This is a genomic window from Winogradskyella jejuensis (assembly GCF_900129745.1).
GTDB classification, from domain to species: Bacteria; Bacteroidota; Bacteroidia; order Flavobacteriales; family Flavobacteriaceae; genus Winogradskyella; species Winogradskyella jejuensis.
Genome location: NZ_FQWS01000003.1, coordinates 57,074 through 82,633, shown reverse-complemented (window position 1 = coordinate 82,633; position 25,560 = coordinate 57,074). Strand labels below are relative to the sequence as shown.

General features: G+C 33.8%; 27 protein-coding genes. 11 read left to right on the top strand and 16 right to left on the bottom strand.

Annotation, left to right across the window (positions count from 1 at the left end):
* Positions 1-724: 724 nt before the first annotated feature.
* The 4 genes from rplS to BUB95_RS13865 all read right to left on the bottom strand — a co-directional run bounded on the left by rplS (position 725) and on the right by BUB95_RS13865 (position 4,100).
* Positions 725-1,075 (bottom strand): 50S ribosomal protein L19, encoded by a 351-nt coding sequence (gene rplS / locus BUB95_RS13880; RefSeq protein ID WP_073087625.1) that lies wholly within the window; start codon positions 1,073-1,075, stop codon positions 725-727.
* Between the two features lie 173 nt (positions 1,076-1,248).
* Positions 1,249-1,929, bottom strand: coding sequence for a tRNA (guanosine(37)-N1)-methyltransferase TrmD (gene trmD / locus BUB95_RS13875; RefSeq protein ID WP_073087623.1), 681 nt, complete (start codon positions 1,927-1,929; stop codon positions 1,249-1,251).
* Between the two features lie 224 nt (positions 1,930-2,153).
* Complete coding sequence (locus BUB95_RS13870; protein WP_073087621.1) at positions 2,154-2,984, bottom strand: nucleotidyltransferase domain-containing protein; 831 nt, start codon at positions 2,982-2,984, stop codon at positions 2,154-2,156.
* 147 nt (positions 2,985-3,131) lie between these two features.
* Positions 3,132-4,100 carry a hypothetical protein gene (locus BUB95_RS13865; protein WP_073087619.1) on the bottom strand — a complete coding sequence of 323 codons (969 nt, stop codon included), beginning with the start codon at positions 4,098-4,100 and terminating at the stop codon, positions 3,132-3,134.
* A 173-nt stretch (positions 4,101-4,273) separates the two neighbouring features.
* Between BUB95_RS13865 and BUB95_RS13860 the strand changes: the two genes are divergently transcribed.
* Positions 4,274-4,891 (top strand): DUF2306 domain-containing protein, encoded by a 618-nt coding sequence (locus BUB95_RS13860; RefSeq protein ID WP_073087617.1) that lies wholly within the window; start codon positions 4,274-4,276, stop codon positions 4,889-4,891.
* Between the two features lie 107 nt (positions 4,892-4,998).
* Here the strand turns inward: BUB95_RS13860 and BUB95_RS13855 are convergent, their stop codons facing one another.
* The 3 genes from BUB95_RS13855 to BUB95_RS13845 all read right to left on the bottom strand — a co-directional run bounded on the left by BUB95_RS13855 (position 4,999) and on the right by BUB95_RS13845 (position 8,795).
* Positions 4,999-5,616 (bottom strand): tRNA (guanine-N1)-methyltransferase, encoded by a 618-nt coding sequence (locus tag BUB95_RS13855; RefSeq protein WP_073087615.1) that lies wholly within the window; start codon positions 5,614-5,616, stop codon positions 4,999-5,001.
* Between the two features lie 134 nt (positions 5,617-5,750).
* Positions 5,751-7,199, bottom strand: coding sequence for a glyceraldehyde-3-phosphate dehydrogenase (locus BUB95_RS13850; RefSeq protein WP_073087613.1), 1,449 nt, complete (start codon positions 7,197-7,199; stop codon positions 5,751-5,753).
* Positions 7,200-7,376: 177 nt separating this feature from the next.
* Complete coding sequence (locus BUB95_RS13845; RefSeq protein ID WP_073087611.1) at positions 7,377-8,795, bottom strand: trypsin-like peptidase domain-containing protein; 1,419 nt, start codon at positions 8,793-8,795, stop codon at positions 7,377-7,379.
* A gap of 125 nt (positions 8,796-8,920) precedes the next feature.
* Between BUB95_RS13845 and dapF the strand changes: the two genes are divergently transcribed.
* The 5 genes from dapF to BUB95_RS13820 all read left to right on the top strand — a co-directional run bounded on the left by dapF (position 8,921) and on the right by BUB95_RS13820 (position 12,936).
* Positions 8,921-9,700, top strand: a complete 780-nt coding sequence (gene dapF / locus BUB95_RS13840) for a diaminopimelate epimerase (protein WP_073087609.1) — start codon at positions 8,921-8,923, stop codon at positions 9,698-9,700.
* Complete coding sequence (locus tag BUB95_RS13835) at positions 9,694-10,218, top strand: GNAT family N-acetyltransferase (RefSeq protein ID WP_073087607.1); 525 nt, start codon at positions 9,694-9,696, stop codon at positions 10,216-10,218. The genes dapF and BUB95_RS13835 overlap by 7 nt, the downstream gene beginning before the upstream one ends.
* Before the next feature lies 1 nt (position 10,219).
* A complete protein-coding gene (gene mltG / locus BUB95_RS13830) occupies positions 10,220-11,263 on the top strand; it encodes an endolytic transglycosylase MltG (protein WP_073087605.1) in 1,044 nt (347 codons plus the stop codon).
* 1 nt (position 11,264) lies between these two features.
* A complete protein-coding gene (locus BUB95_RS13825; protein WP_073087603.1) occupies positions 11,265-12,170 on the top strand; it encodes a DUF2279 domain-containing protein in 906 nt (301 codons plus the stop codon).
* A 106-nt stretch (positions 12,171-12,276) separates the two neighbouring features.
* The gene (locus BUB95_RS13820; protein WP_073087601.1) at positions 12,277-12,936 is read left to right on the top strand and encodes a peptidoglycan-binding protein LysM; all 660 of its coding nucleotides are present in this window, start codon (positions 12,277-12,279) and stop codon (positions 12,934-12,936) included.
* Here the strand turns inward: BUB95_RS13820 and BUB95_RS13815 are convergent.
* From BUB95_RS13815 to dnaA, 3 genes are read right to left on the bottom strand one after another with little or no spacing between them, the layout of a single operon-like run.
* Entirely contained in the window at positions 12,933-13,646 is a 714-nt protein-coding gene (locus BUB95_RS13815) for an SAM-dependent methyltransferase (protein ID WP_073087599.1), read from the bottom strand. The genes BUB95_RS13820 and BUB95_RS13815 overlap by 4 nt on opposite strands.
* Positions 13,647-13,672: 26 nt before the next feature.
* Positions 13,673-14,146, bottom strand: coding sequence for a low molecular weight protein-tyrosine-phosphatase (locus BUB95_RS13810; RefSeq protein WP_073087597.1), 474 nt, complete (start codon positions 14,144-14,146; stop codon positions 13,673-13,675).
* Positions 14,147-14,158: 12 nt separating this feature from the next.
* The gene (dnaA, locus tag BUB95_RS13805) at positions 14,159-15,586 is read right to left on the bottom strand and encodes a chromosomal replication initiator protein DnaA (RefSeq protein ID WP_073087595.1); all 1,428 of its coding nucleotides are present in this window, start codon (positions 15,584-15,586) and stop codon (positions 14,159-14,161) included.
* A gap of 211 nt (positions 15,587-15,797) precedes the next feature.
* Between dnaA and BUB95_RS13800 the strand changes: the two genes are divergently transcribed.
* On the top strand, positions 15,798-16,205 hold the full coding sequence (locus BUB95_RS13800; protein WP_073087645.1) for an acyl-CoA thioesterase: 408 nt from the start codon (positions 15,798-15,800) through the stop codon (positions 16,203-16,205).
* On the opposite strand, the gene BUB95_RS13795 is transcribed toward BUB95_RS13800, so the two are convergent.
* From BUB95_RS13795 to BUB95_RS13775, 5 genes are read right to left on the bottom strand one after another with little or no spacing between them, the layout of a single operon-like run.
* On the bottom strand, positions 16,200-16,808 hold the full coding sequence (locus BUB95_RS13795; protein ID WP_073087593.1) for an IMPACT family protein: 609 nt from the start codon (positions 16,806-16,808) through the stop codon (positions 16,200-16,202). The two genes, BUB95_RS13800 and BUB95_RS13795, sit on opposite strands and share 6 nt — an antisense overlap.
* Positions 16,808-17,659: a GRP family sugar transporter gene (locus BUB95_RS13790; RefSeq protein ID WP_073087591.1), complete on the bottom strand. Its 852-nt coding sequence runs from the start codon at positions 17,657-17,659 to the stop codon at positions 16,808-16,810. The genes BUB95_RS13795 and BUB95_RS13790 overlap by 1 nt, the downstream gene beginning before the upstream one ends.
* Complete coding sequence (locus BUB95_RS13785; RefSeq protein WP_073087589.1) at positions 17,656-18,267, bottom strand: HAD-IA family hydrolase; 612 nt, start codon at positions 18,265-18,267, stop codon at positions 17,656-17,658. The genes BUB95_RS13790 and BUB95_RS13785 overlap by 4 nt, the downstream gene beginning before the upstream one ends.
* Positions 18,260-19,264: a bifunctional diaminohydroxyphosphoribosylaminopyrimidine deaminase/5-amino-6-(5-phosphoribosylamino)uracil reductase RibD gene (gene ribD / locus BUB95_RS13780; RefSeq protein ID WP_073087587.1), complete on the bottom strand. Its 1,005-nt coding sequence runs from the start codon at positions 19,262-19,264 to the stop codon at positions 18,260-18,262. The genes BUB95_RS13785 and ribD overlap by 8 nt, the downstream gene beginning before the upstream one ends.
* A gap of 2 nt (positions 19,265-19,266) precedes the next feature.
* Positions 19,267-19,722 carry an LEA type 2 family protein gene (locus BUB95_RS13775; RefSeq protein WP_073087585.1) on the bottom strand — a complete coding sequence of 152 codons (456 nt, stop codon included), beginning with the start codon at positions 19,720-19,722 and terminating at the stop codon, positions 19,267-19,269.
* A 65-nt stretch (positions 19,723-19,787) separates the two neighbouring features.
* On the opposite strand from BUB95_RS13775, the gene BUB95_RS13770 reads away from it, so the two are divergent.
* From BUB95_RS13770 to ligA, 4 genes are read left to right on the top strand one after another with little or no spacing between them, the layout of a single operon-like run.
* On the top strand, positions 19,788-20,279 hold the full coding sequence (locus tag BUB95_RS13770) for a GNAT family N-acetyltransferase (RefSeq protein WP_073087583.1): 492 nt from the start codon (positions 19,788-19,790) through the stop codon (positions 20,277-20,279).
* A 2-nt stretch (positions 20,280-20,281) separates the two neighbouring features.
* Entirely contained in the window at positions 20,282-21,175 is an 894-nt protein-coding gene (gene prmC / locus BUB95_RS13765) for a peptide chain release factor N(5)-glutamine methyltransferase (protein ID WP_073087643.1), read from the top strand.
* A gap of 1 nt (position 21,176) precedes the next feature.
* Complete coding sequence (locus BUB95_RS13760) at positions 21,177-21,758, top strand: LOG family protein (RefSeq protein ID WP_073087581.1); 582 nt, start codon at positions 21,177-21,179, stop codon at positions 21,756-21,758.
* Between the two features lie 23 nt (positions 21,759-21,781).
* Complete coding sequence (gene ligA / locus BUB95_RS13755; RefSeq protein ID WP_073087579.1) at positions 21,782-23,776, top strand: NAD-dependent DNA ligase LigA; 1,995 nt, start codon at positions 21,782-21,784, stop codon at positions 23,774-23,776.
* 869 nt (positions 23,777-24,645) lie between these two features.
* Here ligA and BUB95_RS13745 read toward each other — a convergent pair.
* Positions 24,646-25,560, bottom strand: coding sequence for a bifunctional metallophosphatase/5'-nucleotidase (locus tag BUB95_RS13745; RefSeq protein WP_073087574.1), 915 nt, complete (start codon positions 25,558-25,560; stop codon positions 24,646-24,648).

Below are 25,560 nucleotides of genomic sequence, written 5' to 3'. Positions count from 1 at the left end.
TAAAGAAAGGTTCATTCTTATGAGTGTTATAAATAGGGAGATTCTGAAACAAGTTCAGAATGACAAAATTGAGACCTTTGTTAAAAACAAAAAGCCATATCATTCAGTAAAACTGATGTGACATGGCTTTTTTAGAAACTTACTTTACATGACCTATTTAGTTTTCACTAACTCAGCTGATGGGCAGAACCCTCATCTTTTTCGGTTCAAGTTGTTCAGTTTCCATGAAATGCTTCCTAACTTTCAATATGCATTGACCTGTTTTTCCACATTTCGAGAGATTTCTTAGTTCGCTTTATCATTAACCCTTACTTTCATAATGGCAATGTTTATACGTCCTGTTTCTACTTTTCGTTAATTGACTGAGCAATAACTACTTTTCAAAACCAATCCTTAAAATAAAATCTAACCGAAATTACACTTTACTTTAATTTAGTTGTTTCTTAAATCTGCATACACAGCTTAATCCGCAACTGAAAAAATCTCAATAAACAAAGAACGTATCTTCGTTAACAATTTAACATTAATCTGAAATTAAATTCAAAAACAAACTAGGTTTGTTGTTAATTGTTTAGCTAAAGTATGTTTTAGATTTAAAATTCCAAATTTTTTAACGATGTAGATATCCACAATTTATAAACCGCACTTATTAACAAAAGTTAATAACGAAAAAAGCCTTGAAAAATCAAGGCTTTTAAATATTGTTGGTAAAAGAATTAAAGGCTTATTTTCTAACCTCTTTAATTCTAGCTTTTTTACCTGTAAGACCTCTAAAGTAGAAGATACGAGCTCTACGTACTTTACCTCTCTTATTAACTTCGATTTTTTGTAAAGCTGGTAAGTTAACTGGGAAAATACGCTCTACACCAATAGTACCAGACATTTTACGGATAGTAAATGTTTCAGAAGTTCCACTTCCTTTACGTTGTAATACTACACCTCTAAAGAACTGCGTACGTGTTTTGTTACCTTCTTTAATTTCGTAGTATACTGTGATTGTATCACCAGCACTAAACTCAGGTAAATCTTTTCTTGTTACAAACTCGTCTTGTACAAATTTTACTAAAGACTCCATGTTATTTTGTTTATAATAGTTAATTCAAACCAACATTCACGATTCTCGCCAGAGGTTAATCCAAAATTGGGTGCAAAGATAATTAAAAAGTGTAAAGTATATAATGAAAAGTGATAAATTTTGAGTAGGCAGTAGGCTGTTTGTTTAATTGTGTGATTTATATTTTTCAATCGTTAATCGTCATTAAGAAGGTCTGGTCGGCGTTCTTTGGTACGTTGGTAAGCTTGCTCTTCACGCCATTTTTCTATTTCGCCAAAATTACCACTGAATAGTACTTCTGGGACTTTCATGCCATCGTACTCTCTTGGTCTTGTGTATATTGGAGGCGCTAGCAAATTATCTTGAAAGCTATCTGTTAATGCAGAAGTTTCGTTGCCTAAAACACCTGGAATTAAACGTATTACCGCATCGCAAAGTACCGCAGCACCTAGCTCTCCACCAGAAAGCACATAATCGCCAATAGAAATCTCTCGAGTTATAAACTTATCTCTAACGCGTTGGTCTACACCTTTGTAATGCCCACAAAGAATAATAATGTTTTCTTTTAAGGATACTTGGTTGGCTATACTTTGATTAAGGCGCTCACCATCTGGTGTCATATAAATAATCTCGTCGTAATTACGTTGAGCCTGTAAACCTGTGATACATTTATCAATAGGCTCTATCATCATCACCATCCCCGCACCGCCACCAAACTGATAGTCGTCTACAGATTTGTAATTGTCTGTAGTGTAATCTCTAAGATTATGAAAATGCACTTCTACTAAGCCTGCTTTTATAGCACGTTTGAGTATAGAGGCCTCAAAAGGACTTTTTAATAGTTCTGGTAAAACGGTGATAATGTCTATACGCATTTTGCAAAGATGCGATTAATCTTGGAAATTGGGAAATTGGTTTTGGAGATTGTCGTTTAACGGTTTTGTGTATGATTTCGTTGCGTGTTTCAGCAACTAAATTAGTAAACTAAAACGAACCAGAGGAAATTCCGAAGGAATTTCCAAATAGGCTAGTACTAGCAATGAATTATACACGGTGTTGGCTCTTCGTAATTATACTCTTAATGTTATTATTATTATTATTATTCAAGAAAACTAATGGTTTCCTTAAAAAGTTCTTTTAAATATTGAATATTTTGCATTCCTTCTCCTATTTTCAAAGAAAGAATATTGTTTATTTTTAAATTTAGATTTTTCGGACATTTTTCTTTCATTTGAATAGTCTTAATTGCTGATTTATCATTAATTGGATAGGTCTCATTAATTGCAAAGATTATATTTAAAATACTTTTAATGGCTCTTGTTAAACAACCTGTTGTGTGATACATATTGTTTTCATTAAAGAACAATTCTGCGTGTGAAATTGTAAACTCAACAGACCTTATAGATTCCGTTATTATCGTTTTTTTTAATTTATTTGGATATACCTCCACTTTTTCTTTAAGGCTTTTCAAAATTCCACTTTTGTCATAAAGTACTATGCAATTTTTTGTCTCTGCCAAATATGTAATCGAAGAAAAGCCATAAGGTGGTTTTTGCTCAAAGTCATTTTCCCATTTCCCATTTTTCGAATCGCTAATTGTAGCTATTAATTGTTCAATATTCTTGTAGATAAAATCTAATTTACCATATTTGGTTTCTATCCAAGCTCCGCCATTGACCCATTTTCCCCAATCATAAAAATTTGTAACCGTGGGTTTGTGAATTGAATATTTATTTGCGATTTGCTTTATAGAATCTATATTGAAAGGTGCATTTTCAGAATAATAAAGACCAATATCTATATCAGATTTTTCTGTTGCATTGCCTGTAGAATAAGAACCTCCTAAAACTACAGCTTCTATATTTTCAATTCTTCTTAAATCAGCTATTATTTGATTAAGCAATTCCTCTTTTTCAATTGATAATTCCATTTTTATTAAAATTTGCAGGATTTTGCTGTTATGAGCGCCAACTTAAAGATATGGTTCGCTAATAATGAATTATATCGATTGTTAAACGAAGTTAGTTGAAAATAGCTACAATGTCAACCTATATTATTAATACAAAAAGTACCTTGTTTAAGGTCTTGCATTTAAGGCGTCACTATATCTATAGATGCCAAAACCCTTAATATTTAAGAATTCTTTATTTATAATATCTGCACTAGTGTCATACTCGTTGCTCCATTCTACAAATGCATCTTCAAATTCGTTATCCATACCAGTTGTTGAAAAGTAATCCCAAATTTCTGGTGAGGGAGAGGATTGAAACACATTGAATAGAATAACAATATTTACTTCTTTGTTAAGTTCCATTCCAGCTTGCGCTAACAAATTCAGCTTATTAACTATAGAGTTTTCTAATGTAGAGCTAGATAGTAACCATGCGTCATTATGGTAATTGGTTAAGAAAATTTCATCATGATGCATCACTAATTCTTTAGCTATAGCTAGACTTGGTGGTAATCCTGGGTCTTTAATCTTACCAATATAAAATTGACGAGTAACACCTGCATTAAGTGGCGTCGTTTCACCAGGTGGCGGCGTAAATTTTAAATCATTGACTTTATCAATCCAAGGTGCATAGTTATCAGCAAAATTCATACTGCCGTTCCAGAATTCAATTTCGCTCACTATACCATCGGGTCTATTGTCTTTACGCCCGTCGTGATAGCCTTCGATTTCTGTAAAAGAATCACCAAAACCCGCAGAGACAAAAGATACTCTTAAGTATGGTATCTGGTTATGGGCTTTGTCTACAAAAGTGCGCAAATCATTGTCTAGTCCATCTCCAAGAGCGGATCCAATATTATATAGATATATATCTGTAAAATCGTTAACGTCTACCCAAGCCAACAAATCATCCTCGAGTGCGCTGTTTCCTAGAATACCAGCAGTATAAAAATCATTGATGTATATACCGCGATGTTCTGCTAGAAGACCTATGGAAATAGTATCGTCATCATCATCACAGGAAAACAACAAAACAGTAGTTAATAATAAGTATCTTGAAAACTTTAAACTAAGAGCTTTTATATTTTTAGTCATAATTACTAATTAAAAATCCATATTACAATATACTAAAAAGCAGCTAATTGTTTGATTTTCAGTTTTTAAATGGTTTTTGATACATGAAGAAGATAAATTATTAAAGAGTAAATCTTAGTTTTAGCGTTTAAATTATCATCAAAATATTAATTCAATAATTCACCTAGTAGCATATGGCAAACACATCAAAAAGGATTCGAGTTGGTCTTGTGATTATGGCTTTGTTAGCTATATTAACTGGTCTATATCCTGCAATCTTTGCTTTTATGCCTTCTTCTAGAGGTCTTTTCTCTAGTAAACCAGAGGTACTTTTGCAGAGCTCTTGGTATATTCCTTTGTTTATGGTTCATATTGGTTTTGGAGCTGTAGCTATATTGTCAGGTAGTACCCAGTTTTTTGAGAAACTACGTCTTAAAAGATTGAGCCTTCATCGTATGCTAGGAAAAATATATGTTGCTTCAGTAATCCCTAGTGGCTTAGCTGGACTTGTTGTAGGATTTTATGCTACAGGAGCTTGGTATTCTAAGGCTGGCTTTGTTGGTTTAGCTTTAGGTTGGTTATTAACTACAACTGTTGCATACATTACAATACGTAAAGGTAATATTAAGCTTCATCGTGTTTGGATGATGCGTAGCTATGCCTTTTGTTTTGCCTTTGTGACTTTTAGAATATATTTAGGTTTAGCAACCGCTATGAATCTTCCGTTTAGTGATTTTTATTCTTACCTCTCTTTTTTGTGTTGGGTGCCTAATATAATTTTTATAGAATGGAGAATTAAACAATTACAGTGATTCTTTATTTTTAGACTAAAAGAAATGCAGATTATATTTAGATAAAAAAAATCCGTAAATGATATGAAATCAAATTACGGATTGTTATTTATAATTTTTGTAGGCTATTACGCCTTATTCTTATTGATTTCGTCCTGAAGTTGTCGTCTTACTTTTTGCTCGCGTTCTAGAGCTACACGTCGGTGTTCTTCAAATTCAGTCTCAACTTCCTCTAATTTTTGCTTGGCTTCTTTTGTAGCAGAATTACTGCCTTTAAAGCGAACAATAAACAGTAACGTTAGTGCTAAAAGTCCCGCAATGATGCTCCATAATAAAATATTGTAACCACTTTTACTCATTTGAATACCAAATAAAGACATGCTGTCTTTTTCAGCATTTGTGTTTGTCAATTCAGTTTGCGTATTAGATAAGCTACCTTTTAAGTTCTCAATTTCTTTAGCTTGCTGTTCAACAATAACTTTGGTGTCTGTAATAACTTTATTTTTTTGTTTTAAAGTATCAGCAACACTTGCCTTAAGTTCTGTTAGCCAATGGTACTGTACGTTTTTGTAAACCTTTCCATTACCGCGATAGGTGTAAGATTTTGATATCACGTATTCAAACTGGTCGTCAACTGACCCCTCGTTACGTTTGAGTTCAGTCTCTTCGTTTGTAGCTACTTGAGCATTTAAAAATTGGAAAAAGATAAAAGAAAATAGGAGTAGCGTTTTGGTTAAGTATTTCATTTTAATTACGGTTAGGTTTAAGACTTCCACAAGATAGGAATTTTAACAGTATTATGTATTTATATAAACAAATAGCCTCACAAATTTGCAAGGCTATTGATATACGTTTTAAAACGTTATTTTGGATTACACTATTAATAATAAGTATAACGTCTTACTTTAGATATGTATTTTGCTAAACGAATGACTTGATGACTGTAACCATACTCATTATCATACCAGATGTATAACACGGCATTTTTGCCATCTTCTCTAACAATCGTCGCTTTACTGTCATAGATTGAAGGTGCTGAACTTCCAACGATATCGCTAGACACAAGCTCGTCACTCATTTCGTATTTAATTTGCTCAACCAAATCACCTTCAAGTGCATATTTTTTCATTATAGCGTTCATTGCTTCAACAGAAGTTTCACGCTCAAGTTCTAAATTCAAAATTGCTAAAGAACCATTTGGTACAGGAACTCTAATAGCATTTGAGGTTAGTTTTCCTTCTAAAGCAGGAAGTGCTTTACTTACTGCTTTTCCAGCACCTGTTTCTGTAATTACCATATTTAATCCCGCTGCACGACCTCTTCTGTATTTATGATGATAATTATCTACCAAGTTTTGGTCGTTAGTGTATGCATGTATAGTTTCTAAATGTCCAGATTTTACACCATAAGAATCTTCAACAGCTTTAAGGATTGGAGTTATAGCATTTGTTGTACAAGAAGCCGCAGAGAAAATTTTCACTTTATCAGGATTGTTTTCTAGGTGGTTAACACCATGAACAATATTTGGAATTCCTTTTCCTGGAGCCGTTAATAAAACTTTATCTACACCTTTAGCTTTTAGATGTCTGCTTAGTGCTTCTTTATCTCTAAACGCACCTGTATTGTCAATAACTAAAGCATTACTGATACCATATTTAGTATAGTCGATATCATCTGGAGCATTTGCCGAAATGACATTTACAGTTGTGCCGTTAATAATCAATGCTTCGTTTTTAGCGTCAATAGTTACAGTGCCAGAAAAATCACCATGAACAGAATCGTTCTTTAATAATGAGGCTCTTTTTTCTAAAACGGTAGCATCAATAGCACCACGAGTAACAATGGCTCTTAAGCGCATCTGACTTCCTTTGCCTGTTTTAGTCATCAATTCTCTCGCGACTAAACGACCAATACGACCAAAACCATAAAGGATAATATCTTTTGGTTCTATACCATTATTATTTTCGGCACCTCTAAGTTTTTCAGCAACAAAACTTAATGCATTGCTAAATTTTTCATCTTCTAAATGGTACTCATAAGTTAACTTACCAATATCTAGTTTTGCAGGAGGTAAGTCTAGTTGATGAATGGCTTTTGCAATCTCTACAGAATCGAAAATAGAAATTGGTTTTTGAACAAACTCGCCAGCGTACTCATGTAAGTTAATAATATCGCTTACCGTTCTGTCGATTAGAGAATTTCTAAAAAGAACAAGTTCGATTGATTTATCGTACCATAAATCATTTAGAATTTTAATGAATTCTACTGTTGCACGGCGTCTATCCGCTTGAAAGGCTAATTCATTTTCGTAAGTGTCGTTAAAAGGCATTGTGTTGTGTGTTTTGTTTTAGTTCGTCTGAAAGCTTTTGGTTTGTTAGTACGGCTTTCAAAATTTTCGGCAAAAATACTATATTTCAAACGTTTTCGTAGCGTATTTTTATAAAAATAAAAACCCTTCAAAATTTGTAATCTCGAAGGGTTAATTTTACTGATATTTTGGTGTAATTTATCTGAAAATTATTTCTTTTCGTTTCAGATTTCCATCTAAATATTCAAGTTTATTAAGATATTTGGTAAAATCTTCACCGTATTCTTTCTTCAGATTGTTTATATCGTCTACACTTTTAATTTCTATATCGTTAATTGCAGTTATAACATAGTTTCTTCTGAGACCTACTTTATTATATAGCCACGCATTTTTATTTTCTAAGATTAAAGCACCACCTTCGGAAAGTTGCGGATATTCCTTTTTAGCTCTTTCTGGAATATCTCTAAACTGCATATCCATAAACTCAACATAAAGATCTTCTCTTTTAGTAAGTGTAACAGGAATGGTTTTTATATTTCCGTCTCTTAAAACTTCAACATTAACAACGTCATTTGGGCTTTTGGTCTTTAAGTATCCACTTAAGTCAGAAAATTTATTAATCTCTACATTATCGAGTTTTCTTATAATATCTCCTTTTGAGATTCCGGCCAAATCAGCACCAGATTTATTTTCAATTCCGCTAACATAAAAACCTTCTGTAATATCAACGTCTAACTCTTCAGCCGCCTCACTGTTTAAAGCTAGTCCTGTAACTCCAAGAATACCGTCTTGTACATCACCAAACTCCATAATATCTTCTACGATTTTTCGAGCAATATTACTTGGTACAGCAAAAGAGTAACCGACATAAGAACCTGTTTGCGAGGTTATAGCGGTATTAATACCAACTAACTCTCCATTAACATTTACTAAAGCACCACCTGAGTTTCCTGGATTTACAGCGGCATCTGTTTGTATAAAGGATTGCCCTCCAGAAAGGTCTCTAGATTTTGCACTAATAATACCAGCCGTAACTGTAGAGGTAAGATTAAACGGGTTACCTACAGCAAGAACCCATTCGCCAATTTGGGTTGCGTCTGAGTCACCAAACAGTACTACAGGCAATTGGTCATCAGTTTCAATTTTTAAAAGTGCAATGTCATTCTTTGGGTCAGTACCTATTAACTCAGCCATAAATGTTCTATTGTCATTAAGTGTTACAGATAACTCTGCAGCACCTTTAATAACATGATTATTGGTAATGATATATCCATCTGGTGAAATAATAACTCCAGAGCCAGCGCCTGCCAATTGTTTACGTTCTATGGTACGCCCACTAAATATATCTCCCCAAGTTTGTGGACCTCTATTAATCTGTGTATTCTTAACATGCACAACAGCATCAATAGTTTTGTTGGCTGCAGATACTAAATCCGGACGCTCCGTATTGGTTAATAACGTATTAGAATTAGAGGTTGGTACGTAGATTGGTAGTTGTGATGTGTTGCTATTTTCAACAACTTGTGTTTGCTCTTTTTCAACAAATAGTTTATAGCCTCCTAAGGTTAGTAGACCACCTAATGCCGAAACGCATACTAATGTCAAAATCTTCTTCATTCTTTTCAGTTTTAAGTTTACTATTTAACGTTTAAAATTATTTAATTATTGAATTTCAAATTCAACTTTAACGACGATTTAACACCGCAGTTTAAGGCGTTTTATTGTTATATTTGTCCATCATTATGAAAGGACATTTTTACAAATATCAAGGCACAGGCAATGACTTTGTTGTTATAGATAATAGGTCGTTAGAATTCGATAAATCTAACAGCAAAAATATTGCCAAATTGTGTAACCGCCGTTTTGGCATTGGTGCCGACGGACTTATCCTCTTGGAAAAACACGCTACTCTAGATTTTAAGATGGTATATTTTAATGCAGATGGTAATGAAAGCAGTATGTGTGGTAACGGCGGACGTTGTATCGTTGCTTTTGCAAAATTCCTTGGGGTTATTGGAAATGAGACTACTTTTGAAGCCATAGATGGGGTCCATAAAGCTGAAATAGATGATGATGTTGTAAAATTGCAGATGCAAGATGTGTCTATTATTCAGACTTTTGAGAATCATCAGTTTTTAGATACTGGTTCTCCACATCATGTTGAACTGGTTGAAAATTTAATAGATTTTGATGTAAAGGCGAATGGCGCAAAAATTAGATATGGTAAACCTTATGATGAAGAAGGAAGTAATGTAAATTTTGTTAAACAAATTTCTTCAGACAAATTTGCAGTAAGAACCTATGAGCGCGGCGTGGAAGACGAAACTTTGTCATGTGGAACGGGTGTAACTGCTGTAGCTTTAGCCATGCATAAAAGTGGAAAAACGACATCTAATAAAGTGATATTAGAAACCCAAGGTGGAGATTTGAGTATTACTTTTAAGGAAAATAATGAAGTCTATACTAATATTTGGCTTATTGGACCCGCAACTCAGGTTTTTAAAGGTGAAGTAGAATGGTAACTCTTAAAGGCGAACATATTTATTTGCGTGCTTTAGAGCCAGAGGACTTGGAGTTTGTCTATAAAGTAGAAAATGATGAGAGTATTTGGCATTTAAGTCATACGCAGACACCATATTCACGATTTTTAGTCAAGCAATATCTAGAAAATGCACATCAAGATATTTATGAGGCAAAACAATTACGATTGGTGATTTCGAGTTATGATAACGAAACTCTCGGTTTGATAGATTTGTTTGATTTCGATTTTAAGAATAAGCGTGCAGGTATTGGTATTGTCATTACAGATGAAGCAAGTAGAGGTAAAGGATTGGGGAGTGAAGCTTTGTCATTATTAATTAATTATAGTTTTACGCAATTGCAACTACATCAGTTGTTTTGCAATATTTCTGAAACAAATAAGGTGAGTCTAAAGCTTTTTGAAAGTAAAGGGTTTGAAAAAGTTGGGCTTAAAAGAGATTGGAATTTTACTAATAAAGGATTCAAAAACGAATACCTTCTACAACTTATAAATAATTAAAATGTATATAAAAAAGATACTTTGGGCTATTGCCTTGATTGGTTTGTTAGTTTTCGCATTTTTCGCGTATTACATTTATGGGGCTATGTTTAGCCCTAATACAAAATTTAGTGAGACCGAAGCTTACATCTATATTTCTAAAGAAGATTCTTACCTAGATGTAAGAAAACAACTTGAACCTTTATTAGAAGATATTGATGGTTTTGATGCACTTGCAAAGCAAAAAAAATACATTTCTAATATAAAACCGGGCAAATACCAAATTAAAAAAGGAATGAATAATAACGATATTATTAATTCTATCCGAAGTGGAAACATTGCTGTAAAGCTTTCGTTTAACAACCAAAATTCTCTTGAAGCTTTAGCTGGTCGTGTTGCTGCCCAGATTGATGCTGATAGCGTAAGCTTATTAAAGGCAATGAAAGATGAAGACTTCTTAAAGAGTGCCAATTTAAAAGAAGAAACGGCATTAGGTATGTACTTGCCAAATAGCTATGAGGTCTTTTGGAATACATCAGCAGAAGGATTTGTAAAGCGCATGAAAACAGAGTATGATAAGTTTTGGAACGCTGACCGAATGGCAAAAGCTAAGGCTTTAAATTTCTCAAGAGATGAGGTAATGGCGTTGGCATCTATTGTTTATGAAGAGTCAAAACAAAAATCGGAACAACCTCGTGTTGCTGGAGTTTATATAAATCGTTTAAAACTAGGTATGCCGCTTCAGGCCGACCCAACATTAAAATTTGCAGCCTATAAGTTGCCAAAATATGCTAATACGGTTATAAAACGCGTGCTTAATGTGCACAAAGAAATAGATTCGCCATATAATACTTATAAATATGCAGGACTTCCTCCTGGGTTAATTGCAATGCCAGATTTATCAGCTATTGATGCGGTTTTAAATTACGAAAAACACAACTATTTATATTTTGCAGCTGACCCTAAAAGACCTGGTTTTCATAGGTTTGCGAAGTCACTAAGTCAGCATAACAATAATGCTAGAGCCTATCATCAATATTTAGATAAACAAGGGATAAAAAAGTAGTTTGAAGTCTATTTATCTTTCCATACTAGTCATTTTATCTTTTGTTTCAGTAGCAACGTCTCAATCTAAATTCAATCAGTTTTTAAAACCTAGTGATTCTCTTAACAAGCCAAGGCGAAATGCTATTGCTATGTCTCAAGCTGCCCTTGGTAGTTTAACTCTTGTAGCATTAGATCAATTATGGTATGCTGATTTTGAACGTTCAAAATTCAGAACTACTAATGATAATAGTCAATGGCTTCAGATGGATAAGTTAGGACACGTTTATTCAGGTTACCAATTGAGTAGAGTAGGAGCAGAAACTCTTAACTGGGCTGGAGTTACCAAAAAAGACCAGTTAATATATGGTTCAGCTCTAGGATTAGGTTTTTTAACAGCTGTTGAGGTTTTTGATGGTTTTTCACAAGAATGGGGCTTTTCTTGGGGAGATATGCTAGCTAATGCTGGAGGTACAGGATTATACGTCGGACAAGAGCTTCTCTGGGATGAACAGCGTATAGCATTAAAATATTCATTCAGTAGAACTGAGTTTGCGCCACAAAATCCGGATAAGTTAGGCGCTGGACTTTCTGAAGAGTTCTTAAAAGATTATAATGGGCAAACGTATTGGCTGAGTTTTAATATTAATTCATTTTTAAAAACGGAGTTTATTCCTAATTGGTTAAACTTTGCTGTAGGTTATGGTGCCAATGGAATGCTGACAGGAAAGGACGATACAATTCTATTTCCTAATCAAGATAGATACCGACAATTTTACCTCAGTTTGGATATCGATTTAACCCGAATACAAACAAATTCTAACTTCCTTAAAACACTTTTTAGCGTTTTTAACACCATAAAAGTGCCAATGCCTACTTTGGAGTTTAACGGAAAAAATGGCGTAAAAGCCCATTATATTTACTTTTAGTCGAGTTTAATCTATTGATTTTCAGTGTTAATTACTTTTTCGTATCTTTGCAGCCGAATTTTTATATGGCTCAATTTTTGATTTAGCTTTGAATAAAATTTAGGTTATGAACACTAAAATAGTATCTAACGTTATAATTCCTTTTGCAGTTTGTTTGCTAATTGCATTAGCAATTTACCCTACGACTATTCTTAATCCAGAACAGTACTCTACTGATGGTATCGATTTAAAGTTTGATGCTCCAAAGAAGATTGCTATGGTTGAGAAAAAGGAGGAGACAAAAGACCAACCTGTTTTTACACCATATTTAGGTAAATCTTTTGAGGCTTTTAAAGAAGCTTTAGCATTTAAAGAGTCTCAAGGAAATTATTTTACAGTCAACACTTTTGGGTATTTAGGTAAATACCAATTCGGTAAAGAGACTCTAAAAATGATAGGTATTTACAATCCTACATATTTCTTAAACACTCCAGAACTTCAAGAAAAAGCATTTATTGCTAACGCAAAGCGTAACAAATGGATTTTGAGAAAGGATATCAAACGTTTTGTAGGTAAAAAGATTGGTGGTGTAAAAATTACTGAGTCTGGTATTTTGGCAGCGGCACATTTAGCTGGTGCTGGAAGCGTTAAAAAATATCTAAGAAGTTATGGTGCAAATAATTTTGCCGATGGTTATGGTACTACGGTAAGATATTATTTAAAACGCTTTTCAGGCTACGATACTTCCTTTATTACTCCAGAAAAAAGAGCAAAAGTTTCTATTTAATCTTTCTGAATAATAAACATGGCAGGGCGCTTGTGCAAGTCTTCTGTGTTATTCTTCCAATCTTTTGCAGGCTTAGTTTTTATAAACTCTGTTGGTAATGTTAAATCACAGGCTACGCATATCCTAGTACTTGGATGTAACGTTGTTGCTAAGTCATTTAACATTTGGTTGTTTCTATATGGAGTTTCTATGAATAACTGTGATTGATTCAATTCGTAAGAACGTTTTTCTAAGGCTTTAATCTTTTGTTTTCGCTCTTGTTTATCTATTGGTAGATAGCCGTTGAATGCAAAGCTCTGTCCATTCATACCAGAACTCATAAGGGCTAATAATATCGAAGATGGGCCAACTAGAGGCACTACTTTAATATCCATTTGGTGAGCAATACTTACAATATCTGCTCCTGGGTCAGCAATAGCTGGGCATCCAGCTTCTGAGATAATTCCCATGGATGTTCCATTCAAGCAAGGCTCTAAAAACGAATTTAACTCACTTTCTTGAGTATACTTGTTTAATACCTTCAAACGAAGGCTAGGTTGCGATTTATTTGGCACAACACGTTTGATAAAACGTCTTGCTGTTTTTTCGTTTTCTACGATATAATCATCAAGTTGTTCAATGATTTTTTTAATTGAAAGTGGTAAAACTTCCAGTGGTGGATTGTCGCCTAAGCGTGTAGGGATTAGGTAAAGTTTGCCTTTTTCATTCATACTTCAAAGATAATTAAATGAATGATTTAATTCTGAAGTTTACTAGCTATCACATCACAAGCTTCATCTAACATTTGGTAAACATTTTCAAAACCTTCGTCACCGCCGTAATAAGGGTCAGGAACTTCAGAATTAGAATTTGAAGAAAGCTCATTTAGAATGAGTTTCACTTTTCTCTGGTCATCTTCAGTTTTAGCAAGTCTTAAAATGTTTCTATAGTTGGATTCGTCCATAGCATAGATAAAATCGAAGTTGTCAAAGTCTACTTCAGAAAATTGCCTAGCACGTTGTGTGCTGATGTCTATGCCTTTTGATTTTGCAACTGCTATTGAACGATGGTCTGGTTTTTCCCCTGTATGATAACTTGCTGTACCAGCAGAATCGACATAAAAGTCTTCTTTTGGTAATTTGGACTCCAAGATTCCATGGGCCAAAGGAGAACGACAAATATTGCCTAAGCAAACCATTAAAATTTTGGTTTTAGATGGCTTGACCGACATAAAATATTGTGATTAAAGTGTTAGCTTTTTAGATAAATCCTCAACGTACTTTCTAAATTGCTTGTCTGTAGACGATAAGTTGTCTACTGTTTTGCAAGCATGAAGTACTGTAGCATGATCACGTTGTCCTATTTGAGAACCAATGCTAGCTAAAGAGGCCTTAGTGTATTTTTTTGCAAAGAACATTGCTAACTGTCTTGCTTGTACAATATGGCGTTTTCTTGTTTTAGATTGTAGTGTACTTACGTCCATCTGGAAATAATCTGAAACTACTTTCTGAATGTAATCTATAGAAACTTCGCGTTTGGTGTTTTTTACAAACTTCTCAACGATGTCTTTCGCTAAATTAATTGTGATTTCCTTTTTGTTGAAAGAAGATTGCGCAATTAATGAAATGATAGCGCCTTCAAGTTCTCTGACATTAGATTTAATATGTTTTGCAACATACTCAATAATCTCATCAGGCATTTCAACACCATCACGATACAACTTGTTTTCTAAAATAGATACTCTGGTTTCAAAATCAGGACTTTGTAGTTCTGCAGATAGTCCCCATTTGAAACGCGATAATAAGCGTTGCTCAATATCTTGCATATCTACAGGAGCTTTATCACTAGTTAAAATAACCTGCTTCCCGTTTTGGTGTAAATGATTAAAAATATGAAAGAAAACATCTTGAGTTCCAGATTTACCAGAGAAAAATTGTGCATCATCTATAATGAGCACATCTATAATTTGGTAAAAATGAATAAAATCGTTTCTATTATTCTTTTTTACAGAATCAATATACTGCTGTGTAAACTTTTCTGCAGAAATATATAAAACCGTTTTCTCTGGATACTTGTCCTTTATATCAACACCAATAGCGTGTGCTAAGTGTGTTTTTCCTAAACCAACACCACCAAAAATAAGTAGTGGGTTAAAAGAAGTTCCGCCAGGTTTGTTTGCTACGGCTATGGCAGCATTACGTGCTAAACGGTTAGAATCTCCTTCTAAGAAGTTCTCAAAGGTGTAATTAGGGTTTAGTTGAGATTCAATCTTAACGTTTCTAATTCCAGGGATAACAAAAGGATTCTTTAATTCAGGATTTTTGTTGTTAAAAGGAACATCAACCTCTTGAGACTTTACGGCTGTTCTGTTTGAGCTAGGAATACGTTCTGTAAATGGTTGTCTGTTACCATACGTGTTTTCCATTTTTATAACGTAAACTAGTTTGGCATCTTCACCAAGCTCTTTGGTCAAAGCAACTTTCAGGATTTTTACATAATGCTCTTCTAGCCACTCGTAAAAGAATTTACTAGGAACTTGAATGCTTAAAGCGTTGTTGGTTAATTTAACAGCTACAATAGGTTCGAACCAAGTCTTATATGCTTGAGGTTGAATATTATCTTTTATAAAAGAGAGACAATTGCCCCAGACCGATTGAGCCGTTACATCCATACTTTATATTAAGTTTTGTCAGTTAGTTAGTTGATTGAGTAAAAAAAAAGAGACATTGAAATTCTCTTGGTTAGTTTTTTACACCAGACAAATATGTGAACAAAAAAGTTAAAAAAAAAATGAAATTGATTAGAATTTTCAGAATTTTTTTCTCATGTTTTATCCAACGATTAAAGGTACACTTTTTTTGTTAAACAACACATTTATAGATATGCATAAAAACGAAACACAAATAAGGGTGCGTTATGGAGAGACAGACCAAATGGGCGTTGTATACCACGCTAATTATGCATCTTATTTTGAAGTCGGTAGGACAGAGTGGCTAAGACAGTACGGAATTACCTACAAATCTATGGAAGATGACGGGATTATGTTGCCTGTTATTTCATTAGAAATTAAGTATAAAAATTCTGCGCGGTATGATGATTTACTCACAATTAAAACTTCAATAAAAAATATACCTAAGGCACGTATAGAATTTGATTATGAATTAGTTAACGAAAAGGGCGATTTGTTGGCTATTGGAAATACAGTTTTGGTATTTATAGATATGAAAAGAAATCTACCAACACGATGCCCTGAATATCTATTGGAAAAATTGAAAGAAAGTACGTTATAGTTTTTTAATTCCTACTTCGTGAAGAGTATCTATAATATCATTTAGGTTTTTGGCATTTCCTTTTCTTACAGAGATGTCTAGTTTACAATGCATTTCTAATTTCTGCTCAGTAATTTCTGCATTTTGTTCCTTTAAAATACGCATAACACGGCTCATATGTTTGTAATCGAATTTTAGTTGAAATTCTACATCAATCGTTTTTTCTATGATTTTAGAGTTTTCTAAAGCCATTTGCGCACCTGTACGATAAGCGTTTATTAATCCACCAACCCCAAGTTTAAAACCTCCAAAATATCTAACAACAACAATTAGAATATTTGTGACTTCAAAAGATTGTATTTGTCCGTAAATAGGCATCCCTGCAGAATTACTTGGTTCACCATCATCATTAGCCCTATATTTAACTTGCTCTGTACCTAATTGGTAAGCGTAGCACCAATGCCGAGCTGCATAATGTTGCTTCTTTAATTTTTCTAGTATCGATTTTATGTCGTCCTCTGTTTTTACAGGATATGCATAACCATAAAACTTACTGTTTTTATCTTTGAATAAAGCCTCTTCTGAGGGCTTAACAATAGTTTTGTAAGTATCTTTATTTTCCATTACGCAAGTGTAATCAAAACAATTGAAATCAAAGCTAAGGCAATCCCCGACCAATTTCTTTTGGAGATTTGCTCTTTAAAAACTAAGAGGCCAACCAAGGTAGAAATGGCAACAATGGCAACATTGTTTATAGTGAAAAGTGCCGAACTCTCAAGGCCGTCAATTCGCAAAGCCTTGAGCAGGAAAAAAATTGAAGAATAATTGACCAAGCCTAGGGTAATACCTAAAGGTAAGCTTCTAAGCTTAAAGCTTTTTTTCAACCTTATGGATTTGTATATGAGTAGAAAGCTGCCGACAATAAATGCAAAGCAAAAAATAAATGCTGAGAACAAAGGAATGCTGTCATCTGGAGCAAAATAGTTTATCGATGTATCAATAATGCCCGAGCCAAAAAACAAAATGATTGGAGGTATTAACGATGCATGTGATGCTTTAGCCTCTTTAGCTTTAACGGAAGTTAAATAAACGGCTATTAATGCTAATAGAATTCCTGTAATTTTTTTAAACCCTACACTTTCTTTAAATACCCAAACACCAAATATTACGGGGATAATAACACTCATTTTACTTGCTACAGAAGCCACAGATAAGCCATTTTTTTGTGCAGTAATAGCCATAACATTAAATATGACAATAAATAAGAAGCCGAGGCATATTGCTGGAATAAACCAGTTAGAAGTCATTACTTCTGAAAAGTTTACAGGCTGAGAGTTATGAATAAATCCACAACAGCAAGCCGTGATATAATTCACTACAATGGCTTGAAGTGTATCAACTTTATGTTTGTTAAATAATTTGAAGAGAACAAATATCCCTGTTGAAGATAGTATGCTGAGTGCTAAGTATATCAAAAGAGTTGATTTTTGATGTTAAATAGGTTAATGACATCTTCTTTAGTTTCATCGATATTCCATACGCGAAACCCTAATTCTTCTGCCGCATCTATATTTTCTTTGGTGTCATCAATAAAAAGACACTCGTTGGCTTTTAGGTTGTTTTCTTTTAAAACAAATTCAAAAATATCTGTATTGGGTTTTCTTAAGTTAATTTCTTGTGACAAGTAGAATTGATTAAAACACTTTTTAAAGTCTTCGTAGAATGATACATTTTGTTTTATAAAATCAATATGCAAGTCATTGGTGTTACTTAGTAGAAGTAAATTATACTTATTTTCTCTGGCTAATTCTTGAGCAAATTTTAGTCTATAGGTTGGGAAGTCTTTTATAATATAATTCCAAGCTTGAATGATTTGTGTTTTTTCTAATTTCGGGAATTTTGATTTATAAAAGTCTAAAAAATCAGAAGTTGATATAGCTCCAATTTCATACTTAATGTTTGTTTGAAGCATATCTTCATCAAAAACTTGCATATCAAAAAGCTTAAGCGCATTATCCATAGCGCCTTGCTTGTCTAAGTTGATAAAAACATCTCCAAAATCAAATATTAAGGTTTTAATCATTTGTGTAAATCTTTAAGGTGTCATTTAAAAACTGTTCTTCAGATATCAAATTTCCTTTTAACTGCGGCGCTTTTATTCCATCTTTAAATTCAGTATCCCCAATAAAAACTCGAGCTTCATCCCATAGATTCTCATTTATAAAAGTTTGAAGTGTTTTTGCGCCACCTTCAATAATAATTGAGTTGATGTTTCTATCGAATAGCAAACCACAAATTTCCTTTGCAATTGGTTTTTCAAAATCGATATTGGTTTCAGATAGAATAAGCGTTTCCGCCTTATCGTCAAAAACTGAAAAATTCTTGTCTAATTTCAAGCGTCTATCCAAAACAATTCGTAAAGGATTTTCACCTTTCCAATCTCTAACTGTTAAGCTGGGGTTGTCTTGCAAAACAGTATTTGTTCCAACTAGAATAGCTTGTTCTTCAGCTCGCCATTCATGAACTAATTGTCTGGAATATTGGTTTGTTATCCAAACGGGCTTTTGTTTGTTTTTAGATTTTGGGGCTATAAAACCGTCTTTAGTTTCTGCCCATTTTAAAATAATATAAGGACGTTTTTTGTTGTGAAATGTAAAAAAACGTTTGTGATGTTCTTTGCACTGTCTTTCTAGAACACCTACTGTAACCTCGCATCCTGCTTCTTTAAGTTTAGCGATACCTTTTCCAGCCACTTGTGGATTGTCATCAATGCACCCAATAACAACTCGTGGGATTTTGTGTTTAACAATTAAATCGCTACATGGTGGTGTTTTACCTTGATGGCTGCATGGCTCTAGGGTCACATAAAGCGTACTGATTTTAAGTAGGTCTTTGTTCTTTATAGCATTAATAGCATTAACTTCTGCATGAGGTCCACCGTAAGGGCTTGTATAACCTTCTGCTATTATTTTGTTATCGTTAACGATAACAGCGCCTACCATGGGGTTTGGACGAGTAGTGCCTAATCCATTTTTGGCAATTTGCAAACAGCGTGTTATGTAGCGTTCGTCTAAATTCAAGCTTAAAGTTTAATTTTTACATCTTGTGTTTTATCAACGAAATAAGATGATGAGTATCCAAAAACTTTATAATCTATTTCGCCTTTGTACTGCACTTTAAGACGTTGAGAGATAAGACTACCCAATAGACCGCCGATACTCTTTTTATCAACTATACTATCCGTAGCAACAGTAACCGTGAGCGGTATAGTAAAACTTTTTTTAGAGGGTACGTCAAAACTTTTAGTTTCAAATCTAGCAACTTCCGTATCGTTTATTAATACGCTTAAATCATCAGTTTTTAGTGTACCTCCAACATCATTTGGGTTTAAAAATTTGGCATCAGCACTAAGGGTAATTGTTTTAATATTAGAGTCTAAAACCTTAATATTTTCAACACCAAGAAACTCTGGTTTTTCAGTAACAGTACAGTTAAAAAGCAGTGAAAAAAATGCTGAAATCAAGATAAATCTTTTCATTAATAGGATATTTTTATTCTGTATCTTCATGCTTTCAAATTTTCAACACGATAATTACTAATTAGGTGGGTAAAGATACTATTGTTATTCGAGAAATTGAGCCTCGAGATAATCCAAAAATAGCCAAAGCTATTCGAAGTGTTTTAATTGAGTTTGGTGTGCCAAAAGTGGGTACAGCTTATGAGGACAAGGCTTTAGATTGTATGTACGAAACTTATGATGAGTCTCAAAAGATATATTTTGTAGTTGTTCAGGGAGATGAAGTACTTGGAGGTGCAGGAATTTCTCCTTTAGATAATTACGAAGGAAACATTTGCGAACTCCAAAAGATGTATTTTATGCCAGAAGCTAGAGGTAAAGGTATTGGTAGCCAAATGATGGCAAAATGTTTAGAATTTGCAAAGCAAGCAGGTTTTGATAAGTGTTACCTAGAAACCATGCCCTATATGGACGATGCACGTAAACTCTACCGCAAAGTAGGATTTAAATCTATAGATGCGCCTATGGGCGATACCGGACATTATTCTTGCTCAGTTTGGATGCTAAAAGATTTGTAATTTTGAAAGCACTCGACTTAAAACAAATATTTCACAAAGAACTAGATGTCATTTACGGAAAAGAAGAGGTTGCCAGTTTCTTTTTTTTATGCCTCGAACAGTATTGCGATGTCCCCAGAATTCAATTGTCTTTAGAGCCAGAATTTTCAATTTCAAAATCTAAAACTGAAGCATTTTTCAATACACTAGATGATTTAAAACAGCAAAAACCTATTCAATATATTTTTGGAGAAACAGAGTTTTTTGGTTTAAAATTCAAAGTCACAGAAGACGTTTTAATACCTCGTCAAGAAACAGAGGAGTTGGTGGGCTTAATCCTTCAAGATTACAAAACGGTTACTTCAATCCATTTCGATGCCTCGGGAGAGAAGTCTCTCAAAATCTTAGACATAGGAACTGGCAGTGGATGCATTGCTATTTCGTTAGCAAAACATCTGCCACAATCTGAAGTTTATGCTTTGGATGTGAGCCATAAAGCTTTGGGTATTGCTAAGCAAAATGCAGAAACTAATAATGTGAGTATTCATTTTATAGAAGCTAATATTTTAGATAGTGGTAATTGGAATTTAGTATTTCAGGATTTAGAGTTCGATGTCATAGTGTCCAATCCGCCATACGTTCGACATCTTGAAAAGAAAGAAATTCAACCGAATGTATTAGATAACGAACCACATTTAGCACTATTTGTTGAGGATGATAATCCGTTAGTGTTTTACAAAGTAATAAGAGAATTTGCAGTTAATAATTTGAAAGAAAAAGGGCAGCTCTATTTTGAAATCAATCAGTATCTTGGAGACGAAACAAAGCAGTTGTTAACAGATTCCCAATTTTCAGATATTGAATTAATAAAAGATTTAAACGGTAACCATAGAATACTTAAAGGTACAAAGACATAAGATGAAAAGTATAGCAGTTTTTTGCGGTAGTAGTAGCGGTAATGATGAGTTTATTATAGACCAAGCCAAACGTTTGGGAAAGATATTTGTTGAGCGAGATATAGCTTTGGTTTATGGTGCTTCCAAGATTGGTATCATGGGAACAGTTGCCAAAGCGGTTGTAGATGGACAAGGTAAAACTATAGGTGTCATCCCAGAGTTTTTACGTACTAAGGAGATAGTCAACACAGCTTTAACTGAGCTTATCGTCACTCAAAACATGCACGACCGTAAAGTGATTATGTACGATAAAAGTGATGGTTTTATAATTATTCCAGGAGGATTTGGTACTATGGATGAGTTTTTCGAAATCACCACTTGGGGACAGTTAGGATTGCATACAAAACCCATTGGTATTTTAAATAGTAACGGTTATTACGATGCTTTAATCCAGCAATGTATTGTCATGGTAGAGAAAGGTTTCTTGAAGCAAGAAAACTTAGATGCTGTTGTAATAGATACTACAATAGAAGGCTTGCTAGAAAAGATGGAAAATTATGTGCCACTTCCAGCACCAAAATGGTTGAATAAAGAAAGGCTTTAGGAATCAGATTTTTGATTAAATAAATGAACACAAAACAAAAAATAGAAGCATTACGCGACGAGTTACGTCAGCACAACTATAACTATTACATACTCGATAATCCCACAATATCAGATTACGAGTTCGATATCAAGCTAAAAGAACTTCAAGCTTTAGAAGATAAGCATCCAGAATTTTATGATGAAAATTCACCAACACTAAGGGTAGGTGGTGCAATTACTAAAAACTTCAACACAGTTGTTCATGATTTCAGGATGTATTCTTTAGACAATTCTTATTCTAAGGAAGACCTTCTTGATTGGGAAAAAAGAATTAAAAAATTGGTCGATGGACAAGTGCAATACACATGTGAGCTTAAGTACGATGGCGCTTCTATGAACCTAACTTATGAAAACGGAAAACTTATCAGAGCCGTGACACGTGGTGATGGAGTTCAAGGAGATGAGGTGACGGCTAATGTAAAGACAATAAAGACGGTTCCTTTACAGCTAAGAGGAGATTTTCCTGAACGTTTTGATATTCGTGGCGAAATTATTTTACCAATCGATGGATTCTTGAAAATGAATGAAGAGCGTATAGCAAATGATGAAGAACCATACAGAAACCCTAGAAACACAGCATCTGGTAGTTTAAAATTGCAAGATAGTGCTGAGGTCGCAAAACGACCACTAGAATGTTTGTTGTATAGTATAAAAGGAAATAATCTAAATATCTCTACTCAGTTTGAAGGTCTGCAAAAAGCTAGAGAATGGGGTTTTAAAGTTCCTAAGGAGGCAAAACTAGTCAACACCATTGATGAGGTACTGGCATTTGTAAATTATTGGGATACGCATCGTCATGATTTACCTTATGAGATTGATGGTATTGTTATTAAAGTAAACAACTTATATCAGCAAGATGAATTGGGATTTACGGCTAAAGCACCACGCTGGGCCATGGCTTACAAATTTAAAGCAGAACAGGTTTCAACACGACTCAACGAAATCACCTATCAGGTGGGGCGCACAGGTGCAATTACCCCTGTTGCAAATTTAGAACCTGTGCAATTAGCAGGTACAATAGTAAAACGTGCATCCTTACACAATGCAGACCAAATTGAAAAATTAGATATTAGAGTAGGTGATGAAGTTTTTGTAGAAAAAGGAGGAGAGATAATACCCAAGATTATAGCTGTAGATTTGTCTAAGCGTCCTGAAAGCTCTCTAGTCACAAAATACATTTCTAGATGTCCAGAATGCTATACAGAGTTAATTCGTCCAGAAGGAGAAGCTAAGCATTATTGCCCTAATTATAATGCATGTCCGCCTCAGGTCATCGGGCGTATTCAACATTACATTTCTCGCAAGGCTATGGATATTGAAGGTTTAGGTGGTGAAACCGTAGCGCTTTTAGTTACTAATGGATTAGTTACAGATTATTCAGATTTATACGAACTGAAGGTTGAAGATGTTTTACCATTAGAACGCATGGCACAAAAAAGTGCTGAGAATTTAGTCAATGGAATTGAAGCCTCTAAGCAAATTCCTTTTGAACGTGTACTTTTTGCACTGGGGATTCGTTACGTCGGAGAAACTGTGGCAAAAAAGCTAGCTAAGCATTACAAATCTATTGATAATCTCAAGATGGCATCTATTCTTGATTTAGTAGGTGTAGATGAAATTGGTGAGCGTATCGCAGAGAGTGTTGTTGAGTTTTTCTCCTCCGAAGAGAATATTAGAATAGTAGAACGCTTAAGAGCCTTTGGTGTTCAACTCGAAATTTCAGCAGAAAAGTTAGCAAACCAAACCAATAAACTTAACGGTAACTCATTTGTGGTTTCAGGAGTTTTTGAAACAGTTTCTAGGACCGAACTCAAAAAACTTATAGAAGATAATGGAGGTAAAGTATCATCGTCAATTTCTTCTAAAACCAGTTATCTAGTTGCTGGAGATAAAATGGGACCAAGTAAGCGTACAAAAGCTGAAGATTTAAAGATTCCTATTATAAGTGAAGCTGAATTTTTGAATATGATTAGCTAATAGATATTAGTAATTCCGTCATATTTTTCTTAACAAACATAGTAATATATCGATAAAATGCATTTTTACTCGTTTAATTACATTTTTTGTTGTATGTTTATCCCCAGCTATTAATGTGAGAGAATATGATTATCAATAGATTACTCAAAATTATACTTGTAATACTAAGTATTGCTTTTATAATTTTGGAGGTTTTAAAAGTGCAGATTTATGGCGATGTCATAAGTGCGTCTCTATTAGTTTTACTTACAATATTATATATGCGCAGTAAACTTAGCAAGCGCCCATATTTACTGTTTTTCCTTATTACTTTTACAATCTCAGAAGTACTAGGGTTAGTGTCTAATTTTGTCGTTTTATATGAAGATTCTGTTGACTATTTATATTATGTAAGTAACTATTTATATATGTTGTCATACATATTCTTAATATTAAGATGCACCTCTACTATGGTTTTCAAAAGGGTATTAAAGCAATTTCCTGTGACGTTAATTATACTTGTTATTTTAGGAATATTTTGTGTCACTTTAATAACGGAAACTGCGCAAACACAGCTTAGTACTTCAGAATATATTACAGAATTTTTGTATAATGTGGTTGTTATGACTTTGCTTTCAGTTGCTCTAGTTAATTATATGGATAAAGGTGACAACAAGTCAATGCTATTCTTTATTGGAACTATGTTTATCTTCTTTTCAGAAATGCTGCAGCTAGCGTATTATTATATTGCAAATATGACACATTTAGCTGCAATATATTCTATTTTTTTAGTACTAGCGTTTACTTTCTTTTATTTACAGTCTCAGCTTAAACATCAAAAAATAACTGAATATAATTTATCTAGATAAAGGGCTTAAAGCTTAAATAAACTAGACTATAATTGTAGCGCCTTCTGCTTTTTTTTCTTTACCTGTTTCTAAATAAAAGTCTACTTGTCCAAGATAGAGCCCATAACAGCCAACTTGGTTAACTAGTACATTTTTGCCTTCACTATTTTTTTCAACGGTTGGTTTCGGTAAAAACGTATGTGTGTGTCCACCTATTATTAAGTCAATATCTTTTGTTTGCCTTGCCAAAATTAAATCTGAAATTTTATCTGGATTTTTCTTGTAGTAATATCCAAGGTGAGATAAGCATATAACCAAATCACATTGCTCATCTTCTTTAAGAATTCTCGACATGTCTTGAGCTATCTCAACAGGATAGTTATATACCGTTTCTTTATAATGTTTTTTTCCAACTAAGCCATCGAGTTCTATTCCTAAGCCAAAAACTCCAATTTTCACACCGTCCTTTAAAAATGTTTTGTAAGGCTTTACATGAGTATCTAAAACCGTATTTGTAAAATCATAATTTGCAGAAACAAAGTCGAAATTAGCATTTGGGAGTTGTGCATATAAGCCATCAATTCCGTTGTCAAAATCGTGATTTCCTATGGTTGCCAAATCGTATTTAAGCATGCTCATGAGTTTAAATTCTAGTTCACCTCCATAGTAGTTGAAATATGGTGTGCCTTGAAATATATCTCCTGCATCCAACAATAGTGTATTTGGATTATCCTTTCTTATAGATTCTACTAAAGACGCACGTCTAGCCACACCACCTTTATTAGCGTTTCGGCCATCGTTTGGCCCAAACGGGTCTATATGGCTATGCACATCATTGGTGTGTAAAATGGTAATGCGTTTTGCGGTTTGAGAACTAAAAGAAGATAGGGTTAATCCACCTAAACCAATTAAAGTTCCAGCTGCAGTAGTTTGTTGTATAAAAGTTCTGCGTTTCAT